Genomic DNA, 6,024 nt, shown 5'->3' on the forward strand with positions numbered 1-6,024 from the left:
TGTCGTTGTCTCTCTGGAGGCCCCCCCCCTCCCCCTCCACGGGAATTTTTGACGAAACCTTAACGCCCCCGGGCCCCGGATTCCCGGGATCAGGCCCCCTCTGCGGTGCTAGCGTTTTCAATCATGTTCACCGGCTGGGCCATCGATACCGCAGCACCGCAGCGGCGCTCCATACATCCCACCCGGCTGATCGCCCTGGGCTTTTTGGGCGCAATCCTGCTGGGCACTTCACTGCTGCTGATCCCGGCCGCCACCGCCACGGGCCAGGGGGCGACGTTCCTCGAAGCCCTGTTCACCGCCACCTCCGCGGTCTGCGTGACCGGGCTGATCGTTGTTGATACCCCCACCTACTGGTCCCCGCTGGGTCAGACCATCATCCTGGGCCTGATCCAGGTCGGCGGGTTCGGCATCATGACCTTCGCCTCCCTGCTGGGCATCATGCTCTCCCGCCGGCTGGGACTCAGCGCCCGGATCTCCGTCTCCGCCGAAACCAAGGCCGAAGGCTTCGGCGACGTTCGGGCCGTCCTGCTCGGCGTGCTCAAGGCAACCGTGCTGATCGAGGCGGCCACCGCCGCCGTACTGACCGCCCGGTTCATGGCCGGCTACGGCAAACCGTTCGGTGAAGCGCTCTGGTACGGGATTTTCCACTCCATTTCCGCGTTCAACAACGCCGGCTTCGCCCTGTATTCGGACAGTCTGATGTCCTTTGTGGCCGATCCGTGGATCATCCTGCCCATCGCCGCGGCCGTGATCCTGGGCGGCCTGGGTTTCCCTGTCCTGATGCAGCTGCGCAGGGAATTCCGGAACCCGCGGCACTGGTCCATGAACACCAAACTGGTCCTGGCCGGCAGCGCCGTGCTGCTGGCCGCCGGCACTGTGTTCTTCCTGGCCGTCGAATGGTCCAACCCGGCCACCCTGGGCGGGCTCGGCTTCGGCGCGAAACTGCTGGCCGGCTTCTTCCAGGCCGTCGTGCCCCGCACCGCCGGCTTCAACAGCCTCGACTACGCGGCCATGGACCCGGTGACCTGGCTGGGAACGGACGTGCTGATGTTCATCGGCGCCTCCCCCGCCGGCACCGGCGGCGGGCTGAAGGTCACCACCTTCGCCGTGCTCTTCTTCATCATGTACACCGAAATGCGCGGCGAGGTGGCCGTGAACATCTTCGGCAAACGCCTCTCCCGCTCCGTCCACCGCCAGGCCATCACCCTGGTCCTGCTGGCCATCGCCGTCATCATCCTCCCCACCATGATCCTGATGCTCATGACCGACTTCGGCCTGGACCGGCTCCTGTTCGAAGTGATCTCCGCCTTCGCCACCGTGGGCCTGTCCACCGGCATCACCGCCCAGCTGCCCGCCGCCGGACAGCTGCTGCTGATCGCCGTCATGTACATCGGCCGCATCGGACCGGTCACCTTCGCCACCGCCCTGGCCCTGCACCAGCACCGGCGGCTCTACGAACTACCCAAGGAGCGACCCCTCATTGGCTAAATCCCTGTTCACCGCCTTCACCTCCTCCAACCAGGACCTCGCCGAAGCCGACTCCGTGGCCGTCATCGGCCTGGGCCGGTTCGGCGCCTCCCTGGCCCTGGAGCTGATGGCCACCGGCACCGAAGTGCTCGGCATCGACAACAGCGCCGACACCGTCCAGGCCCTCAACGGCAAACTTACCCATGTGGTCCGCGCCGACTCCACCAGTGAGGAGGCCCTCCGCCAGCTCTCCGTCCATGAGTTCGAGCGTGCCGTCGTCGCCATCGGCACCGACCTGGAAGCCAGCATCCTCACCACCTCGCTGCTGCTGCGGTTCAACATCAAGATGGTCTGGGCCAAGGCCATCAGCGCCGCCCACGGCCAGATCCTGGAACAGCTCGGAGTCCGGCACGTCGTCTACCCCGAACACGACATGGGCCGCCGGGTCGCCCACCTGGTCCGCGGCGCCATGGAAGATTACGTGGAAGTCGACCCCGGATTCGTTATGATCAAAACCGTGCCCCCGCGCGAAATCATCGGCGTCCCCCTGGCCAACACCAAAATCCGGGACAAATACGGAGTCGCCGTCGTCGCCTACAAGCCGCGCGGACTCGACTGGACCTACCCGATTGCCGACACCGTCATCGAAGAAACCGACACCATCCTGGTCGCCGGCAGCACCCGCGACGCCGAGCAGTTCAGCCAGCTGCACTAACCACCAACCCCTTTCACGCCGGTGACCCCACAATTCAGCACCCGTCCAAGTGCATCGTGGACGCCGATAACAGCGCATATGACATGGCAGCCAGGTTTTTGCGTTAAAAAGGGCGGAGCCGGGAATGTACTCACATTCCCGGCTCCGCCCTTTGCCCTGCGAAAGAGGACATTGTGTTGGTTTCCGGCTATGCCGTCGGGGTTGCCGGCGCCTCGAACCTGTCCTCGAGGAACCTGCCGCGCTTGGTCATCATGGCCGCACCAATGAGCATCAGGATCCCAGTGGATGCGTAGGCGATCAGCGGAACCGTCCAGCCGCCGGTGGCGGAGAAAAGTGCCCCTCCCAGCAGCGGACCCAGGGTGCCGAACAGGTAGCCCACGCCCATCGCGAACCCGGCGATCGCGGCCGAGCCGGCGGCCGTGCGGGTGCGCAGGTTGAACATCGCGATGGCCAGCGGGAACGCTCCGCCACCGATGCCGGTGATGAAGGCCCAGACCGGTGCCGCCTCCGGCGCGGCCATCATGCCGATGTAACCGACGGGTGCAACCACAGAGACCAGGGCGGCCAGCGGGAACGGGTTCTTCAGCTTGGTGGCCAGGATCGGGACGATGAAGGCCATCGGCAGGGTCATGAAGGTGAAGATGGAGAACGCACCCGCGGCGGCTCCCAGGTCCATGCCGGAGTCGGTGAACATGGTCGGCATCCAGGCCAGCATGCCGTAGGTATTCAGCGATGCCATGGCATAGAACAGGGCGGTACCGATGGCCACCGGGCTCCTGACCAGCTGCGCCAGGCCCAGGCGCGGTCCGCCGGCCGAAGCCGCGGCAGCACTGGTTCCGGCGCCGTTCTTCTCCCTGGCCAGCTTGAGCAGCTGGATCAGCCACGGCAGCGCGGCAACGACGGCGAGGATGGCCCACGAGCCAATCGAAACGCGCCAGCCGGCGGCCTCGGCCATCGGCACGGCGGCCATCGCCGGCAGCGTGGCCCCGGCCTGCATCAGCAGCGCGAACACGGTCAGCATCGGCGCCGGACGGTCCGGGAAGTACTTCTTCACCAGCGGCGCGCCCGCGACGTTGCCAAAGCCCATGCCCACCAGAGCCACCACGCTGAGGGCGAAGAACAGCGGAACGCTGTCCGTGAAGGCCCGGCCGGCCGTGCCGGCGGCGGCCAGCAGCATGGCGGTCACGGCCGTCGCCTCTGCCCCGAGCCGGCGGATCAGCAGCGGCGCGATGAAACCCGCGACACCGAAGCTCAGAGTGGGAAGCATGCCCAGGAAGCTGGCGCCGGCCACACCGAAGCCCAGCTCTTCCCGGATCACGGGCAGCAGCGGGGACAGGCCGGTCACCGCATGGCGCAGGGAGATGCCCAGCAGCACCACGCCGATGATCAGCAGGACCCGGCCCCGCCACAGGGAGGCGGGCCGCTCCGGTGCGGCTCCGCCCGGCGCCCCGGGTTCCCGGGTGCCGGCCGCGGGGTTTTCGACTTGGGCGGTGGACATTACACAGCCGCCTTGGAGTCCCCGTCGATGGGGAACATCTGGCCGGAAATGGTGCGCGCGTGCGGTCCGGCCAGGAACTTCACCAGCGCGGCAATGTCATCGGGGTTGATGAACTGCTTGACCGACTGGTTGGCCATGGCACTGTCGATCTCCTCCTGCACGGTGCGGCCGGAGACGGCGGCGCGGCCTTCGAACACGCTCATGATCCGCGGACCGTCCACGGCACCGGGATGGATGGTGTTGGAGGTGATGCCGAACGGGCCCAGCTCCATCGCCAGCGTCTTGGCGAAGCCGACCAGGCCCCACTTGGTGGTCGAGTACGCCACCCGGTTGGGGTAGCCGAAGCGGCCGGCCAGCGAGGACATCGTAATGATCGACGCGGCCCCCGACTCCTTGAGCAGCGGAATGGCGTTCCGGGTCACGTTGAAGGTGCCGTTCAGGTTGACATTGACGACGGCGGCCCAGGCAGCCGGGTCGTAGTCCTCCACCGGGGCGGTGGGGCCGGCGATGCCGGCATTATTGACCAGCACGTCCAGCCCGCCGAGGTTCTTCGCCACGTCCTGGAAAAGGAAGTCGACGTCCGCCGGCGAACTGACATCGCCGACCGTGCCGGTGATGTTTTCGTTGGCGCCGGTGACGGCGGCGACCGCCTCGGCATTGATGTCGGCGATGTGGACGCGTGCCCCATCGGCTGCGAAGGCCTTGGCGATGGCCAGGCCGATTCCGTTTGCTCCGGCGGTAACCAGTACCCGCTGTGACATGGTCTTGCTCCTTGTGTTGATTGTCAGGCGGGGGACAGAGGCGGGTGAGCCTGTTTGCTCCCTCGTCGGTGTTCCCAATGCATTTTTGATGCATATGCATCTATATTGCAGCAGTTTTGTTGATGCGTCAACTAACGTGATGCAATAGGCAACCTGCGCTCCGGCCCACCCCTCCTTGCCGCCGTCGCTCGTAGAGATGGTTTTCCAGCGCGTACGGCCCGGGGCCAGGCAAGATCACCGACCGCCAAGCGCAGCCTCGTGTTCTGCGGTCCCTGTGCCGAAGACCACCGGCCCATCCGCTTTGAGCCGACCAGGGGCGAGCTGCCGCATGCTCGTCAGGCTCTTCAACGAATTGCTCGGCAGACAGCCAACGTCGATAACAGGCGCATTTGTATACGTCCAATGCGTTCCTTGCCGGCTTCCTTCACCCGGTGTGTTCGTTGGGCCAGGATTGAAGGTTGCCGCTTCGCCCTGCCGACGCTGATTGCAGGGCTGCAGGCTCGGTCTGCGAGACTTGGAGGCGGCCGGATTGTTCCGGCGCGAGGCAGTCGCTCAGTGCAGTTGGAGAACTCTATAGATGGAGAAGCAAACGCCGTATGCGTTTCCCCGCAGGGCCCACGTCTTCGTGGACGAGTCGAAGGCCAAGGGGTACTACATCGCCGCGGCGGTCGTTTCCCCGGCGGAAGTCAGCGCGTCCCGAGCCGTCATCGCCGGCCTTCGCCACAGGAACTCCACGTCAGTTCACTTCAAGAACGAACGGGATGCACACCGGCTGGCCTTCCTGAAAGGGGCAGCAACGACCGGAGTGCAGACGGTCGTGTACGTGATGAAAGGCCAGCCGGACAAAATCGCCCGACCGGCCTGCCTCGAAGCCCTGATCGGCGACCTGTGCACCCACGCCGCCGGCCGCCTCATCATCGAACAGGACGATTCACTGGCCGCCGCCGACCGGCGCATCATCGCCGCCCAACTGCGGGAAAACAAATACAAAGACCTGGTGTATGCACATCAGAAGCGCCAGGAAGAGCCCCTGCTCTGGGTCAGTGACGCCGTTGCATGGTGCTACCAAAAGGGCGGACCGTGGATCCGGCACGCCGATCCGCTGGTAGCGGACGTACGGATGCTTTAAATGCGCAAGCCTGGCTCGTCATACCATCCGGAAGACTGCCAGGCTAACTTCTCAGAGCTACTGCTCCTCGCGCCATTCAGTTTACAGAACACCACCCCCGGCCACAACAACACACCCCTGCCGCCCCCATCCATGAACCTGGACCACGGGCCTCGCTCCGCATAACGGCTAAGGCGGGAACACCGATAACAGCGCCTATGACGGCAGTTCATCTGCTGGAGGTTTCACTGAGTCCGACCGTTGATCATTCACGGCGCCGGACCCGTTGGCGGTGAGCAGTTGCAGACCTTCGGAAATGGTGCGGCCACAGGTGCGACGGCTGGCGGCACTGACCGTGCCCGAAAGGGGCTTTGACGCGCGCTTCATCAGGGCTGGGTAAGGTGCGGGTGCTTCCCCGCCCCGCACGAGGTCCGGACCCCGGTACACGCCCGTCCTCTCATCGGGAAGCTGCTGC

General features: G+C 65.6%; 5 protein-coding genes. 3 read left to right on the top strand and 2 right to left on the bottom strand.

What is annotated here, in order from left to right; genetic code table 11:
- Positions 1 to 123: 123 nt before the first annotated feature.
- Together AC5RWU_RS23480 and AC5RWU_RS23485 are read left to right on the top strand one after the other, a co-directional pair.
- A complete protein-coding gene (locus tag AC5RWU_RS23480) occupies positions 124 to 1,488 on the top strand; it encodes a TrkH family potassium uptake protein (RefSeq protein ID WP_493986585.1) in 1,365 nt (454 codons plus the stop codon).
- Positions 1,481 to 2,182, top strand: a complete 702-nt coding sequence (locus tag AC5RWU_RS23485) for a potassium channel family protein (protein WP_493986586.1) — start codon at positions 1,481 to 1,483, stop codon at positions 2,180 to 2,182. Before AC5RWU_RS23480 ends, AC5RWU_RS23485 begins: the two co-directional genes overlap by 8 nt.
- Before the next feature lie 187 nt (positions 2,183 to 2,369).
- On the opposite strand, the gene AC5RWU_RS23490 is transcribed toward AC5RWU_RS23485, so the two are convergent.
- Both AC5RWU_RS23490 and AC5RWU_RS23495 read right to left on the bottom strand, forming a co-directional pair.
- Positions 2,370 to 3,680, bottom strand: coding sequence for an MFS transporter (locus AC5RWU_RS23490; protein WP_493986587.1), 1,311 nt, complete (start codon positions 3,678 to 3,680; stop codon positions 2,370 to 2,372).
- On the bottom strand, positions 3,680 to 4,441 hold the full coding sequence (locus AC5RWU_RS23495) for an SDR family oxidoreductase (protein ID WP_493986588.1): 762 nt from the start codon (positions 4,439 to 4,441) through the stop codon (positions 3,680 to 3,682). Before AC5RWU_RS23495 ends, AC5RWU_RS23490 begins: the two co-directional genes overlap by 1 nt.
- 577 nt (positions 4,442 to 5,018) lie before the next feature.
- Here AC5RWU_RS23495 and AC5RWU_RS23500 point away from each other — a divergent pair.
- A complete protein-coding gene (locus AC5RWU_RS23500) occupies positions 5,019 to 5,570 on the top strand; it encodes a hypothetical protein (protein WP_493986589.1) in 552 nt (183 codons plus the stop codon).
- Positions 5,571 to 6,024 lie beyond the last annotated feature (454 nt).

It is taken from the genome of Arthrobacter sp. B0427-1-12 (genome assembly GCF_059092905.1).

Bases quoted from the DNA above. Each gene is read 5' to 3' on its own strand.
- AC5RWU_RS23500 (WP_493986589.1), top strand. From the start codon at position 5,019: ATGGAGAAGCAAACGCCGTATGCGTTTCCCCGCAGGGCCCACGTCTTC.
- AC5RWU_RS23490 (WP_493986587.1), bottom strand. From the start codon at position 3,680: ATGTCCACCGCCCAAGTCGAAAACCCCGCGGCCGGCACCCGGGAACCC.
- AC5RWU_RS23480 (WP_493986585.1), top strand. From the start codon at position 124: ATGTTCACCGGCTGGGCCATCGATACCGCAGCACCGCAGCGGCGCTCC.
- AC5RWU_RS23495 (WP_493986588.1), bottom strand. From the start codon at position 4,441: ATGTCACAGCGGGTACTGGTTACCGCCGGAGCAAACGGAATCGGCCTG.